Annotated in this window: 2 protein-coding genes; one reads left to right on the forward strand and one right to left on the reverse strand. The window is 66.0% G+C overall.

Going from position 1 to position 1497, the window contains the following annotated elements; all coding sequences use genetic code 11:
- The coding region (locus IO39_RS43290) for a glucosaminidase domain-containing protein (protein ID WP_052424150.1) at positions 1 to 678 on the reverse strand (678 nt) is incomplete at its 3' end.
- Between the two features lie 162 nt (positions 679 to 840).
- Between IO39_RS43290 and IO39_RS43295 the strand changes: the two genes are divergently transcribed.
- Positions 841 to 1497: hypothetical protein (locus IO39_RS43295; RefSeq protein ID WP_043637566.1), on the forward strand; the 657-nt coding region annotated here is incomplete at its 3' end.

Below are 1497 nucleotides of genomic sequence, written 5' to 3' on the forward strand. Positions count from 1 at the left end.
GTCGTTGATGAGGATGTTGTTGTCGTATTGCAGGAGCTGGCCGTCGGCGCGGTAGGCCAGCAGGTCGGCGAACCCGTCGCCGGTCACGTCACTCACCGAGCGGTCACGAGGGGGATGCTGCTGCCCGGAATCGAGCCCGTACAGGTTGTGATCTCGCATGATCTTGATGACCTTGCCCGCGTACCCGGTGTTGTCCGTCGCGTAGCGCTTGGCGACCTCGATGATGAACCGGTCCGGGTCGTGCCGGTAGGGCAGCGCGCTCGCGTAATTGGCGCTGGAGGTGATCATCCGGCCCCAGTCGCGGAACGAGTCCTCCGCCGACCGGTAGGACCGGAACCACGCCGTCGCAGGCCCGCAGGTCGGCAGGCACTCACTGGTCTGCCTCTGCACGCACCCGACGGCGATCGGGCCCGGGCTCGTCGGGCTGGTGCACTTGATGCCGAAGTAGTTCTTGTCCGACCGGGTCAGCCCGCTGTCGCCCCAGCGCGACTCCAGGGCCGACTGTCCCACCGCGACGGACGCGGGCAGGTCGTACTCGGCCTGCATCCGCTGCGCGATGGCCGACACCGACGCGATGTAGTCCTCCTGAACCCCCGCCCAAGCCGGCGTCGTACCGGTCATGAAGCCCATCAGGGCCGTGGCCCCGGCCGCGATGGCGACTTTGCTGGTCCTGTTCACCACTGCCTCCTGTGTTCCGCTATTTGGTGGTGAGACAGACCTTGCGGCGCCGTTCTGCGAAACGCCTGCAAAGCAGCAACAAGCGGCTACAAGACCGCTTGCAGGAGAAATAGAGGTCGGCCGGTTTGCATGGTGCCATCGCACACCGATGAGGAGACAGAGATGGCACACATCAAGCGTTTGCTCACCGCGTTACTGGTCTTCATGACCGCGGTGATCGCCGCGACGTTAACCGTCGCGCCGGCCGCCCAGGCGGCCTCCGCGCCAGGAGGCACCATCACCCGTAGCGAGGTGATCTGGCGGGCACAGTACTGGGTCGACCACCAGCCCGGCCCCTACAATCAGGGCGGATTCTCGCCAGGACCCAACGGCACCGGCCCCGACTACCGCAGGGACTGCTCCGGGTACGTGTCGATGGCCTGGCATCTCGACGCGAACAAGGCGACCGGGACACTGGAACAGGTCTCGCACGACATCCCGCGCGGCGACCTGAAGCCGGGCGACATCCTCAACTATCCCGGCACGCACACGTTCATGTTCCACCGGTGGCTCGACGGCAACGGCAACTTCGAGTACTACACCTTCGGCGCCACCCCGGTGCGACACGAACGCGCCAACATCAACAACGCCGTCCTGGACGGGCACCCGAACGGCCGCTACCGCGCGATGCGTTACGACCGGATCATCGACGACACCGCGCCCGCCAAGCCCCGTGACCGTTCGGTGAGTGACGTGACCGGCGACGGGTTCGCCGACCTGCTGGCCTACCGCGCCGACGGCCAGCTCCTGCAATACGACAACAACATCCTCATCAACGAC

The sequence above is a fragment of the Nonomuraea candida genome (assembly GCF_000725485.1).
Classification (GTDB): Bacteria; Actinomycetota; Actinomycetes; order Streptosporangiales; family Streptosporangiaceae; genus Nonomuraea; species Nonomuraea candida.